Annotated in this window: 23 protein-coding genes and 3 pseudogenes; 16 read left to right on the top strand and 10 right to left on the bottom strand. The window is 62.1% G+C overall.

Annotated elements, in window-relative coordinates; genetic code table 11:
- Nucleotides 1–257, bottom strand: a 257-nt coding sequence (locus BMX96_RS15390; protein ID WP_175481761.1) for a transposase, incomplete at its 3' end; no start/stop codon positions are given.
- A 118-nt stretch (nt 258–375) separates the two neighbouring features.
- Here BMX96_RS15390 and BMX96_RS15385 point away from each other — a divergent pair.
- Nucleotides 376–1569: an MFS transporter gene (locus BMX96_RS15385; RefSeq protein WP_091846277.1), complete on the top strand. Its 1194-nt coding sequence runs from the start codon at nt 376–378 to the stop codon at nt 1567–1569.
- Between the two features lie 83 nt (nt 1570–1652).
- On the opposite strand, the pseudogene BMX96_RS15380 reads toward BMX96_RS15385, so the two are convergent.
- Nucleotides 1653–2048 (bottom strand): annotated as a pseudogene (locus BMX96_RS15380) (type 1 glutamine amidotransferase domain-containing protein); the annotation flags it as partial.
- Between the two features lie 5 nt (nt 2049–2053).
- Between BMX96_RS15380 and BMX96_RS15375 the strand changes: the two are divergent.
- From BMX96_RS15375 to BMX96_RS15365, 3 genes and pseudogenes are all read left to right on the top strand, one after another.
- Entirely contained in the window at nt 2054–2269 is a 216-nt protein-coding gene (locus BMX96_RS15375) for a WGR domain-containing protein (protein WP_091846276.1), read from the top strand.
- A gap of 151 nt (nt 2270–2420) precedes the next feature.
- Nucleotides 2421–3607: pseudogene (locus BMX96_RS15370) on the top strand (IS3 family transposase).
- 1254 nt (nt 3608–4861) lie between these two features.
- The gene (locus BMX96_RS15365; protein ID WP_091846275.1) at nt 4862–5182 is read left to right on the top strand and encodes an H-NS histone family protein; all 321 of its coding nucleotides are present in this window, start codon (nt 4862–4864) and stop codon (nt 5180–5182) included.
- 40 nt (nt 5183–5222) lie between these two features.
- Here BMX96_RS15365 and BMX96_RS15360 read toward each other — a convergent pair.
- A pseudogene (locus BMX96_RS15360) lies at nt 5223–5543 on the bottom strand (integrase core domain-containing protein); the annotation flags it as partial.
- A gap of 137 nt (nt 5544–5680) precedes the next feature.
- Here BMX96_RS15360 and BMX96_RS20090 point away from each other — a divergent pair.
- Nucleotides 5681–7531 (top strand): calcium-binding protein, encoded by a 1851-nt coding sequence (locus BMX96_RS20090; protein WP_091846274.1) that lies wholly within the window; start codon nt 5681–5683, stop codon nt 7529–7531.
- 82 nt (nt 7532–7613) lie between these two features.
- Here BMX96_RS20090 and BMX96_RS15350 read toward each other — a convergent pair whose 3' ends face one another.
- Nucleotides 7614–8153 carry a recombinase family protein gene (locus BMX96_RS15350; protein ID WP_091846273.1) on the bottom strand — a complete coding sequence of 180 codons (540 nt, stop codon included), beginning with the start codon at nt 8151–8153 and terminating at the stop codon, nt 7614–7616.
- A gap of 210 nt (nt 8154–8363) precedes the next feature.
- Between BMX96_RS15350 and BMX96_RS15345 the strand changes: the two genes are divergently transcribed.
- The 9 genes from BMX96_RS15345 (at nt 8364) to BMX96_RS15310 (ending at nt 15498) form a co-directional block, all read left to right on the top strand.
- Complete coding sequence (locus BMX96_RS15345; protein ID WP_078543004.1) at nt 8364–10025, top strand: Mu transposase C-terminal domain-containing protein; 1662 nt, start codon at nt 8364–8366, stop codon at nt 10023–10025.
- A 5-nt stretch (nt 10026–10030) separates the two neighbouring features.
- On the top strand, nt 10031–10927 hold the full coding sequence (locus tag BMX96_RS15340) for a TniB family NTP-binding protein (RefSeq protein WP_091846272.1): 897 nt from the start codon (nt 10031–10033) through the stop codon (nt 10925–10927).
- A complete protein-coding gene (locus tag BMX96_RS19370) occupies nt 10924–11271 on the top strand; it encodes a TniQ family protein (RefSeq protein ID WP_139210116.1) in 348 nt (115 codons plus the stop codon). The genes BMX96_RS15340 and BMX96_RS19370 overlap by 4 nt, the downstream gene beginning before the upstream one ends.
- Nucleotides 11272–11390: 119 nt before the next feature.
- Nucleotides 11391–11963 carry a recombinase family protein gene (locus BMX96_RS15335; RefSeq protein WP_047998169.1) on the top strand — a complete coding sequence of 191 codons (573 nt, stop codon included), beginning with the start codon at nt 11391–11393 and terminating at the stop codon, nt 11961–11963.
- 230 nt (nt 11964–12193) lie between these two features.
- Entirely contained in the window at nt 12194–12772 is a 579-nt protein-coding gene (locus BMX96_RS15330; protein ID WP_236737094.1) for a DsbE family thiol:disulfide interchange protein, read from the top strand.
- Nucleotides 12769–13290 (top strand): TlpA family protein disulfide reductase, encoded by a 522-nt coding sequence (locus tag BMX96_RS15325; RefSeq protein ID WP_035746432.1) that lies wholly within the window; start codon nt 12769–12771, stop codon nt 13288–13290. Before BMX96_RS15330 ends, BMX96_RS15325 begins: the two co-directional genes overlap by 4 nt.
- Before the next feature lie 115 nt (nt 13291–13405).
- A complete protein-coding gene (locus BMX96_RS15320) occupies nt 13406–14107 on the top strand; it encodes a cytochrome c biogenesis CcdA family protein (protein WP_369796074.1) in 702 nt (233 codons plus the stop codon).
- Between the two features lie 4 nt (nt 14108–14111).
- Nucleotides 14112–14726, top strand: a complete 615-nt coding sequence (locus BMX96_RS15315) for a class I SAM-dependent methyltransferase (protein WP_064260188.1) — start codon at nt 14112–14114, stop codon at nt 14724–14726.
- Between the two features lie 112 nt (nt 14727–14838).
- Nucleotides 14839–15498 carry a cation diffusion facilitator family transporter gene (locus tag BMX96_RS15310; RefSeq protein ID WP_082379096.1) on the top strand — a complete coding sequence of 220 codons (660 nt, stop codon included), beginning with the start codon at nt 14839–14841 and terminating at the stop codon, nt 15496–15498.
- Here the strand turns inward: BMX96_RS15310 and BMX96_RS15305 are convergent.
- Genes BMX96_RS15305 through BMX96_RS15295 form a run of 3 tightly spaced genes read right to left on the bottom strand, consistent with a single transcriptional unit; the run spans nt 15482 to nt 18084 of the window.
- Nucleotides 15482–16729 (bottom strand): cytochrome P450, encoded by a 1248-nt coding sequence (locus BMX96_RS15305; RefSeq protein ID WP_091846271.1) that lies wholly within the window; start codon nt 16727–16729, stop codon nt 15482–15484. The two genes, BMX96_RS15310 and BMX96_RS15305, sit on opposite strands and share 17 nt — an antisense overlap.
- A gap of 3 nt (nt 16730–16732) precedes the next feature.
- Nucleotides 16733–17233, bottom strand: coding sequence for a signal peptidase II (lspA, locus tag BMX96_RS15300; RefSeq protein ID WP_009807499.1), 501 nt, complete (start codon nt 17231–17233; stop codon nt 16733–16735).
- A complete protein-coding gene (locus BMX96_RS15295; protein WP_064260189.1) occupies nt 17230–18084 on the bottom strand; it encodes a cation efflux transmembrane domain-containing protein in 855 nt (284 codons plus the stop codon). Before BMX96_RS15295 ends, lspA begins: the two co-directional genes overlap by 4 nt.
- 56 nt (nt 18085–18140) lie before the next feature.
- On the opposite strand from BMX96_RS15295, the gene BMX96_RS15290 reads away from it, so the two are divergent.
- Nucleotides 18141–18485 (top strand): ArsR/SmtB family transcription factor, encoded by a 345-nt coding sequence (locus BMX96_RS15290; protein WP_036708219.1) that lies wholly within the window; start codon nt 18141–18143, stop codon nt 18483–18485.
- Entirely contained in the window at nt 18482–18670 is a 189-nt protein-coding gene (locus tag BMX96_RS15285; RefSeq protein ID WP_035746442.1) for a multicopper oxidase domain-containing protein, read from the top strand. The genes BMX96_RS15290 and BMX96_RS15285 overlap by 4 nt, the downstream gene beginning before the upstream one ends.
- Before the next feature lie 747 nt (nt 18671–19417).
- On the opposite strand, the gene BMX96_RS15280 is transcribed toward BMX96_RS15285, so the two are convergent.
- The 3 genes from BMX96_RS15280 to BMX96_RS15270 are packed head-to-tail and all read right to left on the bottom strand — an operon-like array spanning nt 19418 to nt 22438.
- Nucleotides 19418–20431, bottom strand: coding sequence for a cytochrome d ubiquinol oxidase subunit II (locus tag BMX96_RS15280; RefSeq protein WP_407944673.1), 1014 nt, complete (start codon nt 20429–20431; stop codon nt 19418–19420).
- Nucleotides 20432–20435: 4 nt separating this feature from the next.
- On the bottom strand, nt 20436–21872 hold the full coding sequence (locus tag BMX96_RS15275; RefSeq protein ID WP_091846270.1) for a cytochrome ubiquinol oxidase subunit I: 1437 nt from the start codon (nt 21870–21872) through the stop codon (nt 20436–20438).
- A 20-nt stretch (nt 21873–21892) separates the two neighbouring features.
- Nucleotides 21893–22438, bottom strand: coding sequence for a GbsR/MarR family transcriptional regulator (locus BMX96_RS15270; RefSeq protein ID WP_091846269.1), 546 nt, complete (start codon nt 22436–22438; stop codon nt 21893–21895).
- Nucleotides 22439–22528 lie beyond the last annotated feature (90 nt).

Genomic DNA, 22528 nt, shown 5'->3' with positions numbered 1-22528 from the left:
ATCCGGGCCCGCGGCACCCGCACCGTCTCGGTGCCAAAGGTGCCGGTGAGCTGTCGCTTCCGGTGACCGTGGCGATAGCCTTTTGCCGGGCCGTCCCCACGACGGTAGCGAAGCCGGCCGAGGAAGCTGGCCAGCTCCTCTTCGAACACGGCTTCGATGGTCGCGCGCACGTTGGCTCGAAGCCGCTCTTCGATCAGATCGAACCCGGCCTCTTCGGCCAGTAGCGCAAAGCTCGCGGTGTCGGTAATCTGGTTCATGGCGTGATCTCCCTGGCGGTTGCCGCCGCCGGTTGGGTGGGTGTCAGTTCACCCGGAGATTACGCCGCCCTCGAATTTCCACCACCTCCGCGACACGACCACGCTGTGAGATCCATTGATGCGCGCCACCAATCTGACGCTCGCGACACTGCTGACAGGATTCTCGCTTCTGCAGATGAGCAACGGTCTTCAGGCCACTCTCTTGGCCGTCCGTGCCGGATTGGAAGGCTTCGGTGGCTTGGCGACTGGACTTATCATGTCGGGCTTTTTCGCCGGGATGAGCATCGGTTCTTTGGTGGCACCACAGCTGATCGACAGGGTCGGTCACATTCGAACCTTTGCCGCACTTGCCTCCCTGGCCTCGGCGGCGGCCCTGATGCACCTTGCCTTCGTCGATCCATGGATTTGGATCACTGTGCGTAGCCTGACGGGCTTTGCTTTTGCGGGGCTGATCATCGTTACCGAAAGCTGGCTGAATGTCTCGGTCGCTTCCAGCCAGCGAGGTCGGCTGCTGGCAGTTTATGGCATGGTTGGGATGGCGGCCGGGGCGGCCGGTCAGTTCCTGCTGAACCTTGGAGACCCCGCCGAGTTTACGCTCTTCGTACTCGTCTCGATCGTCATGTCTCTGGCGCTCGTTCCTATCTCGCTGACGCGGATCGATGAGCCGCGAACGGACGAGGCGCAAGAGCCGCCTTCCGTCAAACGGCTCTGGGGTCTGTCACCCTATGGTGCCGTAGCGGCAGCGTTGGTCGGCGCATCGATCGGCACCTTCTACGGACTGGCCCCGCTCTTCGCGCAGGAAATTGGTTATACCCAGTCGCGCATCGCGGCACTGATCGCAGCCTTCACAATCGGCGGGCTTTTACTTCAGTTTCCGTTTGGCTGGTTGTCGGACCGGATCAGCCGGCGTGGGCTAGGCATTGGATTGGCCTTGGCCGGAGCAGCGCTGATGTTGGCTGTACTGCCATTGCCCGCTCCTTCAGGGCCGCTGCTGCTTGCGATGGGGTTTGCCATCGGCGGGCTGGTGCTTCCGGCGCAAGCGATTGTCATAGCCCATGTAAATGACCGCGCTCCTGGCTCCGCGACACTTGCGGTGTCCGGAGGATTGGTTCTCATGCAAGGGCTCGGCGCTGCGCTGGGGCCGCTCCTGGCCGGTCTGTTCATGGACCTGATAGGTCCACGTGGACTGCAGCTGGCTTTGCTGGTTTGCAGGCCGCCATCGCCGCATGGGGCCTTTTGCGCGTTGTCATCCGCAGCGACCCCGAGACCCGCGAGCGCCGCGGCGCACCGGTGCTCACACCGCATCCGGTAGAAGGCGATCTGAGCAGGGAGTAACCGCGGATCGCAAGATGCAGCACGAGGCAAAGCGACTTCTCGTGAGATCCGGGCTGAGTTCTAGAGCATCGCCAAAAGCTTGCGCGCGGCCTCTTCGGACGAAGCCGGATTTTGACCCGTGATCAGCTTGCCGTCCGTGACGACGAAAGACGCCCAATCCTCGCCCTTTTCATAGCTCCCGCCATTGGCTTTCAGCATGTCTTCGACCAAGAACGGCACGACATCGGTGAGGCCCACGCCTTCCTCTTCGGTGTTGGTGAACCCAGTCACGGTCCTGTTGGACACCAAGGCCGTGCCATCCGTCCATTTGGGACGTTTGAGCACGGCTGGCGCATGACACACGGCCCCGATGGGCCGGTCGCTATGGGCAAAGATCTCGATTAAGCGGATACTGTCGCGATCCTCGGCGAGGTCCCACAGGGGACCATGGCCACCGGGAAAAAAGATCGCGTCAAAAGCGCATGAGGCTGATTAGATCGAACCCGAAGACCAACACGCACCGTTTTTACTGTATGGAAATCGTGCCCGGCCTTTTCGGAGAATGGGGACTGGTTCGCGAATGGGGCCGCATCGGACGGTCCGGGCGGGTCCGAACGGACTGGTTCGCAACGGAAATCGAGGCCAAAGACGCGCGGTTTGCGCTCAATATGCAGAAGGCCAAGCGGGGCTACGAGTAGTGGGATCACTTTTCAGGGTGCGGGCCATGCGAAGGTCTGGACCAAGATAGATTACATATATCACAGACCTGTTTCGCACGGAGAACCTGCTCTGAGCCCCGATAACTCCTCCATCTGATACTGGAGTCCGGCCCAAGAAGAGGACCGGACCATGAAGAGATCGAAGTTCACGGAAGAGCAGATCATCGGCATCCTGCGCGAGCAGGAAGCGGGTGCGAAGACGGCGGAGCTCTGCCGCAGGCACGGGATCAGCAGCGCCACGTTCTACGCCTGGAAGGCCAAGTTTGGCGGGATGGAGGTGTCGGACGCGAAGCGGCTGAAGGCGCTCGAGGAGGAGAATGGCAGGCTGAAGCGGCTGCTCGCGGAGTCCCTGCTCGACCAGGCTGCGTTGAAGGATCTCCTGTCGCGAAAGTGGTGACGCCCGCCGCCAGGCGCGAAGCCGTTGCGATCCTCGTGGAGCGCCACGAGATGAGCGAGCGGCGGGCGTGTGCCGTGATCGGCGCAGACCGGACCTCGATCCGTTATCGCAGCCGACGCCCCGATGATGCCGATCTGCGCGAGCGCCTGCGGGCGCTGGCATCCGAGCGCCGCCGGTTCGGCTACCGGCGGCTGCACGTTCTGCTGAGGCGGGAGGGACATGTCGTGAACCGCAAGAAGACCCAGCGTCTCTACCGCGAGGAAGGCCTCTCGGTGCGCAAGCGACGGGGGCGGAAGAAGGCGACCGGGACGCGAGCGCCGCTGCTGACGGTGGCTGCGCCCAACGCCCGCTGGTCGGTCGATTTCGTCCACGACTAGTTCGCCCATGGCCGCCGGTTCCGGATCTTCAACGTGATCGACGACGTGACGAAGGAATGCCTCGCCGCCGTGGTCGACACCTCGATCTCGGGCCGGCGTGTCGCGCGGGAGCTGACGGCGCTCATCGCCCGGCGCGGGAAGCCTGGCCTGATCGTCAGCGACCACGGCACCGAGTTCACTTCGAACGCGATGCTGGCCTGGACCGAGGAGACGGGCGTGCCCTGGCACTTCATCGCGCCAGGCAAGCCGATGCAAAACGGGATCTGCGAGGCCTTCAATTCCAAAATGCGGGACTAGCTCTTGAACGAGACGCTGTTCTTCGGCCTCGATCACGCCCGAAGCGTCATCGCCGCCTGGGTGGCCGATTACAACTGTGCGAGGCCCCATTCCGCGCTTGGATACCAGACCCCCGCGGCCTATGCCGCCCAACTCGCCGCAATGGGCGACCGGCTCCACGAACCGGAAACGTTCCGCCGATCGCCCATTGCTCCCTCCGCGAAAGCGGGCAATTGTCACGCGTCGGCTCTGGTTTCAGCTGGATGAAAGCCGGGGGTCAGAGCAAACCATACCCCTCCTATTCAAACAGCGGATGATAACCCAAGTCTAACGCAGAGATCGATGGTGAAGAGGGCTGGCGACAAAACAATTGAATTTTTGGAAAATTTTAGTCATACTGCAGCTTGCGGAGGGCCATGTTCAGACCGCGGCTGAAGCAATAAAATATTGGGGGGGAATATGAAAAAATATAAGGTCACAGCGCTTAGCACAGTTGCGCTAGCGATGCTTGCGACGGCTAGTTTCGCCATTGTACCTGATCCTGAACCAGAGCCAGAGCCATCGGCCGGCAACCCCGGGAACGCAAAGCCCGTGGGCAACAGCCCTTGGGACGGCATCACGGGCAACAGCGGCAACAACAATCCGGGACCTTCTGCCAGTCCGATGAATGGTCAGCGAGCTGATGCCCCATATGCGCAACCCGGCGGAAAGGGTGACGGACCCAGTAACTCGAATAAATAATGGGCGCCTCAAATAAATAAAGGCGAAAATTTTTAAAGCCCTATGCAGAATTCGAAATTGGCCCGCGTGGAAACACGTGGGCCAATTCCATTTTTACAGATTTTGGTATCAGGGTGGTCTGCACCATTCGAATGGTCCGACTTTAATCTCAGTGAATGACGGGTCTAGTATTTACGATCGGAGGAAGGCGAATTCGGATCGCGAGGTCGGCCGGGGGAGCTGGCGTCCAATTACCCAGTGGTGAGGGCGGGCGCCTAGCATTTTAGTGCTTGCGCAATGCAAGCGTGATGATGTCCGCAGCCCGCGCCTCTTCGTGGAATCGACCCTGCAGCACCTTAATCGGGATCAACGATGCTGGCCGAGAACATGGTAGGAGAGCCGATTGGAGGCCCTACGACTCTGCCGGAAATGGTCGCCACGACAGCGGCGGTCGACGGGCTTCAGCCGCTTTCACGCAGTGCTCGCCCAAGATCACCTTGTCGAGGCTCAGTGTGGAGACATTGAGACTTCGCGGCAATCTTTTTAAGCTTGTGCACTCCGCCAGGGGACCGGCCCCCCAGATCGATTTCTGATCCGGCTCTAGTCCGGGGAATTCCTTCGTACCTCACCTGGCTCGAAAGCCTCCTTCCGGGAAGATTTTTTGCCAAGGGGCAGGTCATCACGCCATCGTGGGAACGTCTAAGCTCGTGTAAAGTGTATTGATATATTTAAAATATGTATGGAGCATTGTGTCCCACCACATATCTACTGTAGGAAATAAAATGGAGCAGGGAACCCGACATGTCCGAAATAAACCTAGACGAGCTCACACTGGATGAGCTGAAGGCATTACGTAAGGATGTCGAGAAGGCGATCTCGAGCTACGAGAAGCGCAAGAAACAAGAGGCCTTAGCCAAAGCCGAGGCTGCAGCCCGAGAAGCTGGCTTTTCGCTGTCCGAACTCATGGGCGACCCATCGACGCGCAAGGGCACCATCAACCCACCCAAATATCGGCACCCAGAGAACCCAGAGACGACCTGGTCGGGTCGCGGCCGACAACCAGCCTGGATCAAGGAAGGCCTCAACGACGGAAAATCTCTCGAAGATTTCCTGATCAAATAAGTTCCGGATCGTAACCTGCCCTCAATGAAATGATCCAGGCTCAGCCTTGGTGCACGACGGGCCCTTGAGCTACGGCCGGGTTGGCCGGCGAAGCGGCTCCGGATGGCGGAGCCGGCCACTGCACGACCTTTGGGGCCGGTGGCCGATAACCCAGCGATGAGCGCGGGCGCTTGGTGTTGTAGTGCTGGCGCCAGTTCTCGATGACGATACTCGCCTCGGCGAGGCTGTAAAAGATCTCGCCGTAGAGGAGCTCGTCCCTGAGCTTCGCGTTGAAGCTTTCGCAGTAGCCGTTCTCCTGCGGAGTGCCCGGTTTGGCGCCGACCGCCGCGGCCAAGAACTCCGGACCATCGTCGGACCTGATTGGGTGTGAGCGGCGAACCCGAATTATGAGTTTCATCGAGTCTATGGTATAGTCTCATACAGGTCACGGGTCGCCATGGGCAGTGCGGCACGCGATCCGGGTTGAACATGATGGCATGATTCCAGGATGAGGTCGCCATGCCCCTCTATTCCGCTCCTGTTGGCGATACCATCACGGTAAATGCCGATCTCGCGGGCGCGCAAGAGCGGCCTCAGATCGTTCCGTTGACCGGTGGCGGCCATGCGGTGCTCTGGCACGACACGTCACCCGGTGGCCGCACGGTGACCGAGGCCCGGATCTTCGCAGCGGATGGAACGCCGTTGGCGCCCGAAAGTTCGGTCCTGGACGACATCCTCAGGGCCCAGTCTCCGTTCGCAGCGATTGCGGATGCTGCGGGCGGCGTTCTGGCGGTGGATACCACGCGCAGCCTCGACGTGGGGGGCGACATCGAGGCGCAGACCGTCGATTCCGCGGGCGGCGCCGTTGGCGATCCGATCGTGGTCAACACCCTCACATCATCAATCCAGAGGATGCCCGACGCGGCGCGTCTTGCCAATGGCAGCGCCGTGGTCGTCTGGGAAAGCCTTGCGGTCGAGGGGACCTTCGCCGACTTGGGAATCTCGGCTAGGAGCCTTACCGCCGGCGGCACCGGTGGGGCCGAGATCCGCGTCAACACCACCACCTCCGGTGATCAGACCGCTCCGCAGGTCGCGTCCTTGGCCGGCGGGGGCTTTGTCACGGTCTGGAACGGACCCGAGGGCGTCTACGGACAACGCTTCGACGCCGCCGGCGCGGCAACCGGGAGCGAATTCCGCATCGACAGCGTGCCGCCCGGCGAGCTGCCCGCGGGCGGGGTGCATGTGGAGGGCCTGGGAGGCGGCGGCTTTTTGACCGTGTGGAACCAGGCCGTAGGGGGCACGCCGCGGTATTTCGGTCAAGTCTTCGACGCCAGCGGCGCCCGCGCCGGCGGAACGATCGCGGTCAGCACGACCACCGAGCACGATGTCTCGGGTCCTCCATCCATCACGGCACTGTCAAGTGGCGGCGCTCTGGTGGCCTGGGGTTCGAACGGGCTTGCCGGCGGAGTGCATCCGCCGGGCTTCTACATGCAGCGGATAACGGCCGATGGTCGCTTGGAAGGGGGCGAGACGCTGCTTTACGACAGTACTGGCATCCAGTCCTTCGATGTTACGCTAGTCGCCCTGCCGGACGGTGATGTCCTGGCCGCCTGGTCTGCCGTGTCGCCAGACGATGGCCGCGGCGACATCCAAGTACAGTACGTGATCACGGCGGGCGAGATCGACGGCACCGACGCCGCTGACCGATTGCGTGGCGCGGATGGCGCGGACCGGATCCGGGGCTTTGGCGGCGACGATACGATCTTGGGGTTCGACGGAGCCGACACGCTCATCGGAGGTGCGGGCCACGACAGTATCCTCGGCGGCGAGTCCGCCTCCGACCTGCGCGACGTAATCTACGGCGGCGACGGCAATGACGTGATCGACGGCGGCTACGGCAACGACGAGCTGCGCGGCGATGCCGGCAACGACTATATCGCCGGCGGCTTCGGCGCGGACACGGTCATCGGCGGGACCGGCGACGACACGCTGACCGGGTCGGCCTTCGGCGACCTGATCTTCGGCGGTGACGGGTTCGACTTCATCAACGGCGGGTTCGGCAGCGACCGGGTCAATGGCGGGGCCGGCGGCGACAGGTTGTTCCATCTCGGCATCGCGGATCACGGCAACGACTGGATCCAGGACTATTCCAGCGCGGAAGGCGACGTCCTGGTCTATGGCGGCAGCGCCACGCGCAGCCAGTTCCAGGTGAACGTGACCACGACGCCCACCGCCGGGGCGGACACCGTGCAGGAGGCCTTCGTGATCTATCGCCCCACGGGCCAGATCCTCTGGGCGCTGGTGGACGGCGACGGGCAGGATGCCATCAACCTGAGCCTTGGCGGACAGGTGTTCGACCTGATGGGGTAGAATAAGCGGACGCCTACCGAGGAAGTATGGATCCACGCGCATCCGTTCTTCATCCGTGTCAGGACACTTTACTCAGCTGTTTCTACGCCCGCCGGATCGTATTCGGACTGACCTGGAACAACCGCGCGAGCTCCGCAATGCTCCGCCCCTCCAGGTCCCGCATGCGCTGCACCTCGGCACGGCGCTCCTTGGAGAGGGCAGGGGGCCGGCCTCCGACCCGGCCTCGTTTCCGGGCGGCAGCCAGGCCGTCCTTGGTTCTCTCCGCAATGCGCTCCCGCTCGAACTGTGCGATGGAGGCGAAGACATGGAAGACGAGCCGACCGGCAGGCGTCGTCGTATCGATGTCCTCGACCAAGGACCGGAACCCGGCACCCTTGGCTCGGATCGCCTCGACAATAGAAAGAAGATCCTGAAGGGATCGGCTGAGACGGTCGTATTTCGTGACAACGATCACATCACCCGGTCGCAGGTGATCGATAAGTCGGTCGAGCTCAGGCCGCACGATCTTGGAGCCAGAGATCTTCTCGCTGTAGATCCGCCCCGCGCCCGCCGCCTCGAGCGCGGCGATCTGGGCGTCGAGGCTTTGATCCTCGGTCGAGACCCGCGCGTACCCCAGGATCATGCCGTCTGACCTTCCAAAAACCTTCAACAACTTCGCTAGTTTTGAACGGGTATTTTGGCTGTCGTTTTTCATAAATAGGTTCAGCACTGGCCATTGTTTTCATTGACACGCGCTTGTCACAAAAGACTTCAATACTGATCGCCAAACAGTTCGGTGCGTTGCAAAACCGTCAGACACCGGTTCAGCGCGTTGCAGGAGGCAGGATCGGTCATGGACCTGGAATCCGTTCCGAAAGGCGTGTGGCAGAAGGCCGAGGAACGGGCGGCCTTGCTTCGACCACTTGCCGCGCTCCATGAAGCACCAGCGCATCTTGTCCGCGCTGCAGCGATTGATCTGAAAATTTCCGAACGTTGGGCCTACAGGCTGATCCGCCGGCTCCGTGAAGAAAACGGCGCGGTCACCGCGCTCTTGCCGCGCGATGGCCGCGGTGCTCCGCGCAAGACGCGGATCGCGGGGGATCGGGAAGCGATCATCGGTCATGTCATCGAAGGCCACTATCTCAAACGGCAGAAGGCGCGCCCCTCGGAAATCGTGAGGGCGGTTCAGGTCGAGTGCCGCAAGGCGGGGATTTCGTCTCCTAGCGAAGCCACGATCAGGCGACGGGTTAACCTGATCGACAAGGGTGTCGCGTCACGGCTTCGCGAAGATGATCCGGACACAAAGCCGATCCTCGGCGCGACCCCGATCCCGAAATACCCGCTCGACGTCGTGCAAATCGATCACACGCCGGTCGATGTCATTTTGGTCGATCCGTTCGAGCGTCTGCCAATCGGGCGGCCATATCTGACGGTTGCGATTGACGTGATGAGCCGGATGATCGCGGGCTTCCATCTTAGCCTTGATCCCCCTTCCGCCGCGAGCGTCGGCCTGTGCCTCGCCCACGTCGCTGACGATAAGAAAACCTGGATGACAGCGCGCGGCGTTACGGATGTGGAGTGGCCGATTGCGGGAAAGCCAAAGAAGATCGGCGTAGACAATGCCGGCGAGTTCCACTCGCAGGCTTTCGAGCGCGGGTGCGCGCAACATAATATCGAGATCGAATGGCGACCGCCGGGGCAACCTCAGTTCGGTGGCATTGTAGAGCGTGTGATCGGCACCCTCATGCGGCGCATTCACAAGTTGCCGGGCACGACATTTTCCAACACGGCGCAGCGCGGCGCATACGACAGCGAAAGACAGGCCTGCCTGACCCTTGAAGAACTGGAACGCTGGCTGACGGTTGCGATTTGCAAGGATTATCACCTGTCCGGGCATCGTGGGTTGGACGGGGCCACACCTCTTGCCCGGCTGAAGGAAGGTCTCGTATCCTTGAGCCGATCTGGCGGCAGCATCGCTATCCCGCGTGACATGCGCAGCTATCTGATCGACTTCCTTCCGGTTCTGCGTAGAACGTTGCAACGCGACGGATTCACCGTAGATCATATTCGCTATTTCTCGAACGCCCTGAAACCGTGGATCGTCTCGCGCGACGTCCGGACGGAGGGACATCTGATCCTGCGCCGCGACCCACGAGACCTTTCGCGTGTTTATGTTCTCGACCCTTTCGACGGTTCCTGGCTCGAAGTGCCGTATCGCACACTCTCCCGACCGTCGATCACGCTCTGGGAACATCGGGCAGCGCGACGACGTGCCCAAGAACGCAATGCGGCGACCGTGGACGAGGACAGCATTTTCACCGCCTTCGCGGAAATGCAGGAGATCGAGCGCAACGCGGCCCGGCTCTCCAAGGGTGCCCGCCGCCGTCGGTCGCGACCGGTGCTGGATCGACAATCTCCTTTGGCGAAGCAACCGGAGGCTCTCGGCCTGGGCGAGCTCGCGCAAGATCAACCGGACGCTCCACCGCAACCATTCACCGACATTGAAGAGTGGTAGGGCAGATGGACCATCTTCGACCCGAAGCCCGACGCATCGCGGAAAAGCCTGCTATCGAACGGCTCGATTGTTTCGCAACCGACCGCTGGATCGGCTATTCCCGCGCGCAGGATGCCCTGAAACGCATGGACATGCTGTTGGCGACGCAACCCGGCCGTGTTCGACCGCAGAACATGCTGGTTGTCGGGCCGAGCAACAACGGCAAATCGACCATCGCCGAGAAATTCCAGCGCCAGCACCCCCGAAGAAGTTCGGAAGAAAGGGACCGACATATCTTTCCGGTCCTGTCGGTCCAGATGATGCCGGACGTGACCGCGCCCCGTTTCTACGCACAGTTGCTTGACGCATTGGGATCACCTCTCGGGAACATCCGAAAGACCGACCGGCGCAATGCACTGACACTGAATCTCATGCGGGCATGCGGGGTGCGGCTGCTCGTCATTGACGAGTTGCACAACCTGCTTTGCGGCCCATCATCGCGGCAGCGCGAAATTTTGGGGCTCATCCGGTATCTGGGCAACGAGCTGCGTATCCCGATTGTCGCGCTTGGGACCAAGGATGCATGGCTGGCTCTCCGGTTGGACGACCAACTCGAAAACCGCTTCCAGCCCTTTTTGCTATCGATGTGGGGTGACGATGCCGAGACCGGGCGGCTGCTGGCCAGCTTCGAGACAGTGATCCCCCTGCGCGGGCGGTCCGGTCTCGGTCTGCCTGCGTTGCGCAAGGTGATTGTGGAGCGCTCGGAGGGCCTGATCGGAGAAATGCACCAGCTTCTTTCGAGCGCAGCAGCGCATGCCCTGACGGAAGGACGGGAACGCATCGAGAGAGAAGACCTGCTGGGCTGCCCTTTCCAGGCACCCTCCTACCGGCGGCAGATGATGGAACGGGAACTTCGGGCATGACGGGGGAACCCGCATGGCCGCTGCACCCGCCCCCCAAGGAGATCGAGACTTTACGGCAATATGTGCAAAGCCTAGCCCGTCTCTATGGCGTCACCTTCGAAAGCTTCTGCTATCATGCTCTCAAGATTGCGCATGCGGATGAAGAGGCCCGCTCCTTCACGCAACCCACAGAGGATGTCTTGGAGCGCCTCGCTGTCGGGCTTGGTATTCCAATCGATGAATTGCGCGGTTTCGAGGCGCGCCGTCGCCGCAATGTCGCACGCCTATACGCGGAACTCGAAGCATGGATAGCCACGCCCGAGGGCCGACAAAGATATGAGTGGGCTTTCCCGCCAAAATCGTAACATTTGGGCACACCCGTGAGGGACGCATGAATGTGACAGCAGAAAATGTCACAAATGAGTGGCGCAACAGGCATTGTGACAGTATCAGGAATATAGCCACCCTAAAGTGACATTTCTACATGCCCAAGATCGGTTACGCCCGCGTCAGCTCAACAAGTCAGGATCTCGAAATCCAGAAAGCCAAACTGAAGGCGGCAGGCTGTGAAATTGTCCGCGCCGAAACCGGCTCTGGAGCATCCCGTGACGGTCGCACCGAACTGGCAACCGTCCTGGAGTTTTTGCGTGCAGGTGACGAGCTGGTCGTGCATCGCCTCGACCGCCTTGGGCGGTCAACCCGAGACGTTCTGAATCTGGTGCATGAGTTGGATGCGAAGGGCGCGTCGTTGCGTATCCTTGAACCCGAGGTGACGACGGCCGGCGACATGGGGCGCATGGTGATCACTGTCCTCGGCATGGTCGCTGACATGGAGCTGAAGTTCATTCGCGACCGCCAACGCGCAGGGATCAACGCCGCAAAGGGCAAGGGGATCTACAAGGGGCGGCAGAAGAAGGTCGATGACGCTGAAATTCAGAGACTGGCTGCAGCGGGCACATCCAAAGCCCAGATTGCCCGAGACCTGGGGGTTTCGCGCATGACCGTATATAGAGCGCTGGATACAGGAAGTGCCAAAGCGGACGCAGACCCGGATTAGGTCCGCTGGCTGCTATGCGGGACGAAGGGGCCGTTCAGAGGTCTGAATTCAACGGCCTCTTCAGATACCGACCTTTCGCTGATTTCTTAAGAATCTAGACAGTAAGTATGGCTCGGGTCTGCGAAGCCGCGGCCAAGCCTCCCCCATCGTTCGGCATTGTGATCGGCGACGGTTTGCTTCATATCAGCGGTTGCTGATACCTTATTCCTTCCAAGCATTGATGGCAGGCTATGAGTTCGAAGGATAACCAAGAACAGCGGCGCCGGAGCGGACGGCCGCTCATGATTTTGCCTATTCTTCTGTTTGGGTTGCTGGGCGTAGTCTTCTACTGGGGCCTCTGGAACAACGACGACCGGTTGCCCTCGACGCTGATCGGAAGACCAATCCCGGAATTCGCGCTCCCGCCCATCGAAGGGCGGCAGGACGGCCTAGCCTCGGCGAACCTGCTAGACCAGGTTTCTCTCGTCAACGTCTGGGCGTCGTGGTGCGTCCCCTGCCGCACGGAGAACCCGCTTCTCGTCGATCTTGCCGAAGCGGGCACCGTTCCGATCTACGGTATCAACTACAAGGACAATGCCGAGGAGGCGCTGGGTTTCCTCGAAGAGCTCGGCGATCCCTTCACCCGCATCGGCGCGGACCGATCAGGCCGCGTTGCGATAGACTGGGGCGTCTATGGAGTGCCGGAAACATACATAATCGACGCCGAGGGGCGCATTGCATACAAGCATGTCGGCCCCTTTGATCAGGCCTCGCTTGAGGAGGACATTCTGCCGGTCGTGCGCCGGTTGCAGGCTGAGAGCGACCCGTGAGGCGACGTGACGTCCTTGCCGGAGTCTTGGCGCTTGCGGCAAGCCCTGCCTCCGCCCGACCACCGATCCCTAATCACGGGACTCCGCGTGATCTCCTGTCGCCGCCTTTCGTGGATGGAGATGGACGGAATCTGACGCTGGCGGACTTCGAGGGACGTGTCGTGCTTCTGAACATTTGGGCGACCTGGTGCCCGCCTTGTCGCGAGGAGATGCCGACGCTCGACGCGCTGCAAGCGCGCCTCGGCGGATCGGATTTTCATGTTCTGCCGCTGTCGATCGATCGGGCCGGTCTCGAACCTGTGCGCCGCTTCTACCGAGAGACCGGCATTCGCAACCTCGATCTCTATATCGCGGAGGATACGCGCGCGATGCTGGCCTTGGCCGTGGTGGGCCTGCCGACAACGATTCTGATCGACCGCATTGGGCGCGAGCGCGGGCGCCTCGCAGGCCCGGCCGAATGGAACAGCCCCGAAGCCGTTGCGCAGATAAGCGCTCTTATTGACGAACGTAAGCAATAGGACATGGAAAAGCACGACGACCGCGCCAGCCGTTCCGCTCCGTGCGCACACGTGGTGGCGGTCTACCGATCAGTTTGGAGATGTGGATTTGATTGAACTTTCCGCTCTTGGACTAATGGCGGCATTGCTGGCCGGTGCCGTTTCCTTTCTGTCGCCCTGCGTGCTGCCGCTCGTGCCCGGCTACGTATCCTACGTTGCCGGACGTACGGTCACCGGCAGTGCAGCGCCTTCGAAGGGGCGGGCCGTCTGGCTCAGCTTCTGTTTCGTCCTTGGCTTCTCCACGATATTTATCGCGCTTGGGGCCTCTGCCACCGCGCTCGGTCAGGCGCTGCTGCAGTGGCGCTACGAACTCAACCTCGTCGGCGGCGCGATCGTGATCCTGTTCGGTCTGTTCATGATCGGCGCAGCGCGCCTGTCGGCCATGGAGCGCGACCTGCGTTTTCATCTCGACCTGCCGGGCGGGCAACCGGTCGCCTCCTACGTGCTCGGACTCGCCTTCGGTTTCGGCTGGACACCGTGCATCGGGCCGATCCTCGGCGCCATCCTAACCGCCAGCGCGACAAGCGCGACGATTGGCGAGGGCGTCGCATTGCTTGCCTTCTACTCGGCCGGCCTTGGGATCCCGTTTCTGGTCGTCGCGGGGTTCACCGACAGTATTGCCGGCAGGCTGCGCGGCATCGGTCGTTGGGGTCGCCGCCTGCATCAGGCTGCGGGCGGCGTCATGATCCTGATGGGTTTGGCGATGATGACCGGGCGGTTGAGCGCACTGGCCTACTGGCTGCTGGACACCTTCCCTGTCCTTGCGCGGATCGGGTGAACAGATGCGACTGTACGAGAAACATATCCTCCCTCGGCTGACGCATCTGGCGATGGGCCAGGATCAACTTCTTCCCTACCGGCGCCGCGCCGCCTCCGGGCTGCATGGACGTGTGCTGGAGATCGGGATCGGCTCGGGCCTGAACCTTGCGCTCTACCCCGAGGCCGTGCGTCAGATCATCGGTGTTGACCCGTCGCCCGAACTCCTCTCTCGGGCCGCGCAAACCTCCCATGGCCTGATGCCCGCGGCCGAGATGATCGAGGGCGTGGCCGAAGCATTGCCGCTGGAGGATCGCAGCGTCGACTGCGTCGTCGCCACCTGGGCGCTCTGCAGCGTGTCGGAGCCGGAGAAGGCGCTCGCCGAGATCCGGCGCGTTCTCAAGCCGGACGGCATCTTCCGCTTCGTCGAGCATGGTTTGGCGCCGGAAGCCCGTGTCCGGCGCTGGCAGCGCTGGCTCACGCCTGCCTGGAAGCGTTGCGCCGGGAACTGTCACCTTGACCGCCCGACGAACGCCCTTGTCGAGAAGAGCGGGTTTCGGATCGAGCGGCTCTACACCGGCTACGCGACAGGTCCGAGGCCATTCGTATTCATGTATGAGGGGCAAGCTCGCCTCTACTAAGGAAGCTTGGAAAAAGAACAACATCGGCTTTCGATTCGTGGCGCAACACTAATGGCAAGGCAATCAATTCCCGCCTCGAACTTTTGCTGCAGGCTCCGCATTATGAGGTATTATGAGTAGTCAGAAAGATAACCGGCAGGCCAATCTGACGCGCGGCATCCGCGTCGAGATCGCCAGCCTCGTCTACAACATCATCGAGGTCGTCGTATCCGTCACCGTGGGACTTCTGACCGGCAGCGCGGCACTGGTAAGCTGGGGTCTCGACAGCACGGTCGAAGCCACCTCAGCCGCGACGCTGATCTGGCGCTTGAAGGGGGAGAAGGACGGTGCCGGCAAGCGCACGGTCCTGCACCGCAAGAAGGTCGCGCTCTACGTGGTTGCCTGTGCCTTCTGGATCGTCGTCGCGGCGATCCTCTACGAGGCGGTCTCCGCCTTCATTTCGCAGAAGGCGCCGGGCTTCAACTGGTGGGGTATCGCGATTCTGGGTGCTTCGCTCGTGGTCAACCCGTTCCTCGCCTGGGGCAAGTATCGCTATGGCAAACGGCTCGATGCGCCCGCCCTGAAGTACGATGCCAAGGACACCATGATCTGCCAGTATCAGACAATCGTGGTGTTGGCCGGGATCGGTCTGACGCAATGGATGGGCTGGTGGTGGGCCGACCCGGTCGCGGCGCTTCTGATCGTGCCCTACGTTGCGTGGGAAGCGTTTGAGGCCACCAAGGATGCGCGGTCGGTCGAGCCGGAGGAGGCCGACGCTACTGCCGACGCCTGACGTTGCGCATGATGAACCGGGATTTAGGCATGGGCGGCAGTTCTTCGGTTTCCAGATCCAGATCCTGATCTGGCACTTCGTAGTCGATGGCGTTCACGAAGAAACTGCAAAACGCCTTCATCTGGCTGATCGCGATCCACTCGCCCGGACAACGGTGGTTCCTGTGTTGATCACCACCGCCCTGCGGAATGAAGTCGTAGGGGGTGACCTCCCGATCGTGAAACCGCTCGGGCCGGAACTCTTGCGGCGCGTCCCACGAGCGAGCGTCGGTATTTGTGCCGTAGAGGTCGAGCAGAACCCTGTACCCTTTGGAAAAGCGATATCCGCGCCACTCGAAATCACTCTTCACCCGTGCCGCGACCGCGGGAAAGAACGGATACAGACGGCGGACCTCTTGCACGAAAGGTTCGAGCTGTCCCTCGTCGTCCTTCAGCTTTTGCCGCCACTCGGGATGCCGATGCAGGGCATGCGCCGCCTGGGCGATGAACGCAGAGACGGCGACGATCGGGCGTACTACGTTCAGAAGCTCCACGGCGGCAACCTTGGAGGTCAGCAGCTCCCCATTCAGATCGCGCCACGTCGCGACGACATGGGCGGCGCTTTCCTGTCCTGTCTGAAGGCTTCCGTCGCGCAGCCGTTCAATAATCCCGGCTGTCCAACGCTCTGCGCGATGCCGCGCCAGACGCGCACCCCAGTGCTTCCAGCCGACCGCCCCGGCGTCTTGGAAGAGCGCCGTCATCTGCGCCGTCCGCGTCTCGACCTCCGCTTCGGGAAGCGGCACGCCCGACCAGGCGCAGGCAGCTCTGGTGAGGATTTCGCGCACTTCGTCGTAGAGAACGACCTTCTCCGCCGCTTGCCAGTCCCGTGCGTAGCGGTCCAACAGGTCCCGCGTCGTGTTTTCGAGAGCTTCGATCCGCTCCGACGCCATGAGTGACATAAACATCCGCTTCCGATGACGGTGGGCCTCGCCATCGAGCCCCTGGATGCCCTTTTCGCCGAGCAGGGTTCTCTGGATACGCTTCGGCATCGAGCCTGCGCGCACGAGCCCATCCTCGGAATAGAAGACCTCCGCAGCTGCGGCACCAGTCATGCAGATCGTCTTTTGAAAGAGGATGCGGGTCTCGAACAGGTCGCCCTCAAGATCGCGGCATGTGTCCGGAATGAACTCATATGGGTTGCGCAGCAGGGCAAGCGTGCTGTCGATGCCCTTTGCGGATGGAATGCTGGACATCGATTATTTCCCCGTAACGTTTTCTTCTCGGTGGTTACGTTCGGGCTTGTTCTGCGCCGAGCGGAAGCTGTCCCAGAACAGCAGGGCCGCACCGCAGAAAATCGCCACATCCGCAAGATTGAAGGACGGCCAGTGGTATGTTCCGTAATGGAAATCCAGAAAATCCGGGACGGCCTGATAACGCAGCCGGTCGAGGACATTGCCGAGCGCGCCGCCGATGATCAGACCGAGAGCGGCAGCCGTCAGCCTGTCCGGCGCGCGCCACAACCAGATCAGCAGCCATGCCACGATCACGCCAGCAAGCGCGATGAGACCCCACCAAGGCACGATCCCGCCCAGCATACCGAAGCTGACTCCATCGTTCAGAACCCGCACGAGATTGAGAAAGGGTAGAACCTCGACGCCGCGCTCAAGCGCCGGTGTGTTCAGCGCAAGCGCCTTGGTACCCTGATCGAGGCCGAACGCCGCGATCGCGCAGAGCCCGCCCAGAACGCGGCTGTTCATGCCGCTGCCTTCAGATCGGCCCGCGCATCGCGGATGATTGCCCAAGACGAGTGCAGGAACAGTCCGGCGATGCCGAAGGCGACGATGAGGTCCGGCCAGGCGCTGCCCAGCCACGCCACGAGACCGGCGGCAACGACAACCGCCGCATTGCCGATGGCGTCGTTGCGCGAGAATAGCCAGACGGCCCGCATGTTCGCGTCGCCCTTGCGGAACCGCAGCAGCGGCAGAACGGAGATGACGTTGACGACAAGGGCGATCATGCCAAGCAGGCCCATTAGACCTGCATCCGGCGTCGTCCGTTCGAAGACTCGCACGATGGTCGTGCCGAGGACGCCAAGGCCGAGCAGGCCGAGGAAGATGCCTTGGATCAAGGCCGACCGTGCCCGCCAGGCGAGGCTCCAGCCGATGGCCAGCAGGCCAAGGAAGGTGATCGCGCCGTCGCCGATGAAATCGAGCGCATCGGCCTTCACGGCCTGTGACCCGGCGATGAACCCGCCGATCATTTCAACGACACCGTAACCCACGTTCAGGATCACGACGATCCAGAGCGCGCGTCGGTAGGCCGGATCCTGATGGGCGGGATTCGGCGGAATGTCTCCATCGCCTTCGATCCGGTCGAAGCCGTAGCCGGTCACCGCAACGGCCTTTTCGATGTCCGGCAGGCGCGCTTCGGGGGCGCTCAGTGTCATGATGTGCGTCGCCGCCGACACCTTCACATCGTCAGCCGCGACTCCGGCCGACTGCGCCGCCCGCTCGATCTGCGCGGCATCCTTCGCGCAGTCCATACCGGAAACCCGGTAACGGACGGGCGGAACATCTGCCGTCGGTCCGGCACTTTCGGTGTTGGCCATGGTCGCGCTATTCCTGCTAGAATGAATTGAAGAACGACGTATCAGCGAGGAGTGATATGGCCCAAATCGTCGATGACCGCAAGAGCGCGACCATCGAGCGACGGGCGAAGCTGTTCCGCGGCTTCGCGGACCCGAGCCGCCTGGCCATCCTCGGTGCACTTTGCAACGAGCCATTGGCCGTTCACGAGATCGTCGAGCGGACCGAACTATCGCAACCCAACGTCTCCAACCATCTGAGGTGCCTGCTGGACTGCGGGCTTGTCGCCAGCGACCGCGAAGGGCGCTTCATCCGTTACCGTATCAGCAACCCGCGCATCACGGTCCTTCTGAACGATGTGGACGCACTTCTCGACGTGGTCGCAAAGGGTGTTGAGGCGTGTGACAATTATCGTGAGGCGTGAGTCAGAACGGACGGCCGGTCGACTCGGCGCAGATCGGTTGGAAAGATGTTGTCCGTGTGCAGGGTCCGACCGGAATCCTGCTGAGGTTCGACAAGCTGGCTTCGGAAGAGACACCATTCATGTATCACTGCCACATCCTCGAACACGAGGATGCGGGCATGATGGGGCAGTTTACGGTCACATAACAGGACCCCACCCGCTCGACACCGGGCGTCGTCAAGAGCTTACGTCTTCTTGCGGCGTTCTATCAGGTGCCGGTGTCGCCTTGTTGAAACGCATTACGGAGTATGTCTAGACCCGAACGGAGAACACCTCGCTAAGCTGCGGGTCCGCCGAAGCGGCCGTCCAGTCGCTCGGCAGCATTCGTCAAAAAGGGCTCCCTCAAGCCGTTCGCTGCGATCTGCGCGAACGGCTGCTTCGACGCTGCGGCCGTTCACTGAACCGTCTGTGACAGGCTGCTGAACTTATTTGTGAAAAACGACATTGGCAGCGTCAACGCCTTACAGATCGACGAGCCCAAGGGCGCGCCAAAAACGACCGTTTTTGACACTTGAAGCGAACCAATGAGCTACTCTCTAATCCTTAAAGAATTTCGGGAGAGGTAGCTCACAGGACTATATCAAAACTGAGGTTACGCTTAAGCAAAGAAGGTCCTGTTAGAACCCGAACCGCCAACTTGGTCGTAGGAAGCTCCGCAAATGCAACATCGACGTGCCTGTCGCGATCGGTCAGCAAGGACTGAAACGAAGGCTGGCCCCCGCGATGAATGGCCACCAATACGATGGGTCGCCAAGAAAGTCATTTTCTTTCACGCCGCATCCTGGATGACGGCCTGGCACGGCCCATCTGGATCCGGTCCAGGCTATGACGCAGCTGGCTCTCTTAAGCCCCCGCGGCGCTTCATCCGTGTTGTAGCAATCGATTGGTATGGCTCAGTCGTATCGCAGCTCGGTCGCCTTGCCGCGAAAGATCACGTAGGCAAGGATTGAGTAGGCGATGATCGTCGGCACGACGAAACAGGCGCCCACCAGGATAATCATCAGACTCTCGGGCGCGGCGGCGGCCTCGTAGATTGTCAGTCGCTCTGGCACGACGTAGGGATAGAAGCTGTAGGCCAACCCCAGGTAGGCCAGCGCGAAGACGGCGCTGGACGTCGCGAAGGGCAACCAGTCCAGCCGGTCGCCCGCGAAGGGCATGCGCCGCAGCATCACCCACAGCCCGGCGATCAACGCGGCCGACAGAACGGGCAGGGGCGCCAGCCACAGGATCTCGGGGAAGGCGAACCATTTGCCGAAGATCCGGTCGCTCACCAGCGGCGTGGCCAGCGATACCGCGCCCACGCCGGCCACGATCCCCCACAAGCTGCGCCGGGCCCAGCCAAGCGCCTTGCCCTGCAAGGCGCCTTCCGTCTTGTGGATCAGCCAGGTCGCGCCGATGAAGCCGTAGCCGACCGCCAGCACGACCGAGGTCAGCAGGGCGAAGAGATAGGTCTCGGCCGTCTTTTCCAGCCCCATGATGTAAAGCCCCAGCATGAAGCCCTGTGCCAGGGCCGTGACCAGCGAGCCTGCGAAGAACAGGCGGTTCCACAGCGCCTTGTGCTGCGCGCGCGCCTTGGCGCGAAACTCGAACGCCACGCCCCGCAGGATCAGCCCCACCAGCATCACGAAAACGGGCAGGTAGAGCGTGGACAGGATCATCCCGTGGGCCGTCGGAAATGCGACCAGCAACAGGCCCACGGCCAGGACCAGCCAGGTCTCGTTCGCGTCCCAGAACGGCCCGATCGAGCCGATCATGCGGTCCTGTTCGCCCCGGTCGGCCAGCGGGAACAGGATGCCCACGCCCAGGTCGAAGCCGTCGAGCACGACGTAGACCAGGATCGACAGGCCCATGAGCGAGGCGAAGGCCCAGGGCAGCCAGTCGGCGGGATTGGAGAAGTCAGGCAGCATCGGTTCACTCCGCGGGGGTCACGGCGGCGACATGCGCCTTGCCGGAATGGTCCATCTCGATGGCGCGGCCGTCGTCCCCACGCGCGGCCTTGCGCGCGAGGTAGGCGATCACGCCGACATAGGCGATCAACAGGGCCGCGTAGATCGCGAGGTAAGTGAGCAGCGTGCCCAGAACCATCGGCGCGGGGACGTCGGCCACCGCCATGTCAGTGGTCATCACGTCCTGCACGAGCCACGGCTGGCGGCCGATCTCGGTCGTGTACCAGCCGGCGAGCGTGGCCACCCAGCCCGAGAACGCCATGGGCACCAGCGCCCAGAGCAGGGATTTCGGCAGCCCCTCGACCGCCAGCCAGTGACCACGGATCCGACCCTCGTGCCGGTCGCGGCGGCGCCACATGAAGAACGCGGCCGTCCAGCTGAGCGCGAGCATCGCCAGGCCCGTGCCCACCATCACGCGGAAGGACCAGAAGACCGGCGCGACCGGCGGGTGTTGCGGTGTGCCGTCCTCGGCCACGAAGTCGTTCAGGCCGGTCAGCTTGCCGTCCCAGTCGTGCGTCAGGATGAAGGAGGCCAGGCCCGGAACCTCGATCGAGTAGCGGTTCAGCCGCGCCTCTTCGTCCGGCAGGCCGAACAGCACCAGCGGCGCGCCCTCCTGCGTCTCCCACAGACCCTCCATCGCGGCGACCTTGGCAGGCTGGTATTCCTTCGTGTTGAGACCGTGCAGGTCGCCCATGAAGATCTGCACCGGGATCAGCAGCGCGCCGACCATCACGCCGGTCTTCAGCATCGCCCGAACCTCGCGCGAGCGGTCGCCCAGGAGCCAGCGGAAGGCCGACACGCCTGCCACGAGGAAGCCGACGGTCAGGAACGACGCCAGCATCATGTGGGCGAAACGGTAGGGCATGGAGGGGTTGAAGATGATCTCCAACCAGTTGGTCGCATGGGCGACGCCGTCGACCATCTCGAACCCCTGGGGCGTGTGCATCCAGCTGTTCAGCACGATGATCCAGAAGGTCGAAAGCGTGGTGCCGAAGGCTACCAGCGCGGTCGCGGTGATGTGCAGCCAGCTGGGCACGCGCGAGAAGCCGAACAGCATGATGCCGACGAAGGCCGCCTCGAGGAAGAAGGCGGTCAGCACCTCGTAGGCCAGCAGCGGGCCCGCGATGTTGCCGACGGTTTCCATGAAGCCGGGCCAGTTGGTGCCGAACTGGAAGGACATGGTGATGCCCGAGACCACGCCCATGGCGAAGCTGAGGGCGAAGATCTTCACCCAGAAGCGATAGGAGGCCATCCATTTCTCGTCGCCCGTCCAGGCGAAACGCAGGCGGAAGAACAGCAGGACCCACCCGAGCGCGATGGTGATGGTCGGGAACAGGATGTGGAACGAGATATTGGCCGCGAACTGGATGCGGCTGAGAATGAGGGTGTCGAGCGTTTCCATGGTGGTGTCGTGTGTCTGGGTTAGCTTTTGGTCGACGGCAGGTAGCCGCCGACCTTGTCGATCAGGCCCGCGAGACGGCTGCCGTAAGTCATGAGGCGGACCAGCTTCTCGGTTTCGAGCCGGGCCATGTCGTCGTAGAATTCGGTCATCATCTCGATCATTTCGCGCAGCTCGGCGATGCGGGCCTCGGCGTAGTCATCCCCGCCGGGGCCCTGCATCTCGAGCTCGCGGAGCTTCGACAGCGTCGGGTCGATCTCGCGCTTCTTGCGCTCCTCGATCAGGGTGCGGACGATGAGCCACAGGTCGTCGGGGGTCGTGAAATGCTCCTTCCGGTCGCCGGGAAGGTGCTTGCGCAGGACGAGTCCCCAGGACTGCAATTCTTTCAGCCCCATCGAGGTGTTGGACCGGCTGATGCCCAGTGCCTCGGTGATCTGGTCGGCGTTCAGTGGCGCCGAGGACAGGAAGAGCAGGGCATAGATCTGGCCGACCGTGCGGTTGATCCCCCAGCGGCTTCCCATCTCGCCGAAATGCAGCACGAACTCCTGGTGCAGGGGCGTCATCTTCATCTTAGCAACAATCATTTCCGAATTTTCAGTAATTACTGAAACTGAGATGACCACTTCCGCACCTGAAATCAACCCGGCTTTGGTGTGACG

The organism is Palleronia pelagia (assembly GCF_900110115.1).
GTDB classification, from domain to species: domain Bacteria; phylum Pseudomonadota; class Alphaproteobacteria; order Rhodobacterales; family Rhodobacteraceae; genus Palleronia; species Palleronia pelagia.
This window is presented reverse-complemented; position numbering and strand designations above follow the sequence as displayed.

What these genes read in the sequence shown, in the direction of transcription:
- BMX96_RS15320 (WP_369796074.1), top strand. Translation starts at nt 13,406, where the DNA reads ATGGCGGCATTGCTGGCCGGTGCCGTTTCCTTTCTGTCGCCCTGCGTG.
- BMX96_RS15295 (WP_064260189.1), bottom strand. Translation starts at nt 18,084, where the DNA reads ATGGCCAACACCGAAAGTGCCGGACCGACGGCAGATGTTCCGCCCGTC.
- BMX96_RS19370 (WP_139210116.1), top strand. Translation starts at nt 10,924, where the DNA reads ATGACGGGGGAACCCGCATGGCCGCTGCACCCGCCCCCCAAGGAGATC.
- BMX96_RS15275 (WP_091846270.1), bottom strand. Translation starts at nt 21,872, where the DNA reads ATGGAAACGCTCGACACCCTCATTCTCAGCCGCATCCAGTTCGCGGCC.
- BMX96_RS15345 (WP_078543004.1), top strand. Translation starts at nt 8,364, where the DNA reads ATGGACCTGGAATCCGTTCCGAAAGGCGTGTGGCAGAAGGCCGAGGAA.
- BMX96_RS15315 (WP_064260188.1), top strand. Translation starts at nt 14,112, where the DNA reads ATGCGACTGTACGAGAAACATATCCTCCCTCGGCTGACGCATCTGGCG.
- BMX96_RS15280 (WP_407944673.1), bottom strand. Translation starts at nt 20,431, where the DNA reads ATGCTGCCTGACTTCTCCAATCCCGCCGACTGGCTGCCCTGGGCCTTC.
- BMX96_RS20090 (WP_091846274.1), top strand. Translation starts at nt 5,681, where the DNA reads ATGCCCCTCTATTCCGCTCCTGTTGGCGATACCATCACGGTAAATGCC.
- BMX96_RS15375 (WP_091846276.1), top strand. Translation starts at nt 2,054, where the DNA reads ATGAGGCTGATTAGATCGAACCCGAAGACCAACACGCACCGTTTTTAC.
- BMX96_RS15365 (WP_091846275.1), top strand. Translation starts at nt 4,862, where the DNA reads ATGTCCGAAATAAACCTAGACGAGCTCACACTGGATGAGCTGAAGGCA.
- BMX96_RS15330 (WP_236737094.1), top strand. Translation starts at nt 12,194, where the DNA reads ATGAGTTCGAAGGATAACCAAGAACAGCGGCGCCGGAGCGGACGGCCG.
- lspA (WP_009807499.1), bottom strand. Translation starts at nt 17,233, where the DNA reads ATGAACAGCCGCGTTCTGGGCGGGCTCTGCGCGATCGCGGCGTTCGGC.
- BMX96_RS15385 (WP_091846277.1), top strand. Translation starts at nt 376, where the DNA reads ATGCGCGCCACCAATCTGACGCTCGCGACACTGCTGACAGGATTCTCG.
- BMX96_RS15305 (WP_091846271.1), bottom strand. Translation starts at nt 16,729, where the DNA reads ATGTCCAGCATTCCATCCGCAAAGGGCATCGACAGCACGCTTGCCCTG.
- BMX96_RS15310 (WP_082379096.1), top strand. Translation starts at nt 14,839, where the DNA reads ATGAGTAGTCAGAAAGATAACCGGCAGGCCAATCTGACGCGCGGCATC.
- BMX96_RS15340 (WP_091846272.1), top strand. Translation starts at nt 10,031, where the DNA reads ATGGACCATCTTCGACCCGAAGCCCGACGCATCGCGGAAAAGCCTGCT.
- BMX96_RS15290 (WP_036708219.1), top strand. Translation starts at nt 18,141, where the DNA reads ATGGCCCAAATCGTCGATGACCGCAAGAGCGCGACCATCGAGCGACGG.
- BMX96_RS15270 (WP_091846269.1), bottom strand. Translation starts at nt 22,438, where the DNA reads ATGAAGATGACGCCCCTGCACCAGGAGTTCGTGCTGCATTTCGGCGAG.
- BMX96_RS15335 (WP_047998169.1), top strand. Translation starts at nt 11,391, where the DNA reads ATGCCCAAGATCGGTTACGCCCGCGTCAGCTCAACAAGTCAGGATCTC.
- BMX96_RS15350 (WP_091846273.1), bottom strand. Translation starts at nt 8,153, where the DNA reads ATGATCCTGGGGTACGCGCGGGTCTCGACCGAGGATCAAAGCCTCGAC.